1 pseudogene is annotated in these 337 nt (G+C 57.0%); it reads left to right on the top strand.

Annotation, left to right across the window (positions count from 1 at the left end):
• Window positions 1-245: pseudogene (locus A3730_RS31405) on the top strand (cytochrome C oxidase Cbb3); the annotation flags it as partial.
• Window positions 246-337 lie beyond the last annotated feature (92 nt).

The following is a 337-nucleotide window of genomic DNA, read 5'->3' as shown; positions in this document are numbered from 1 at the left end:
ACATCGCCTCCATGTGGGTGTCCGGCATTATGCAGGGGCTCATGTGGCGCGCGGTGAACACCGACGGCACCCTCACCTACAACTTCGTGCAGGAGCTGGTCGAGCGGCATCCGTTCTACATCATTCGTTTGCTGGGCGGGATCATCTTCCTCAGCGGCATGATCCTGATGGCCGTCAATGTCTATAAAACCGTCCGTGCCGAACGCGACTGCCGCGGTGAAGACAACGTGCAGCAGGCTGACTGAGGAGAACGACATGTCTAACGCTCATGAAGTAGTAGAAAAGAATGTCGGCCTCATGATTGTGCTGACACTGATCGCCGTCAGTTTCGGGGGGC

It is taken from the genome of Alcanivorax sp. HI0044 (assembly GCF_001634945.1).
This window is presented reverse-complemented; position numbering and strand designations above follow the sequence as displayed.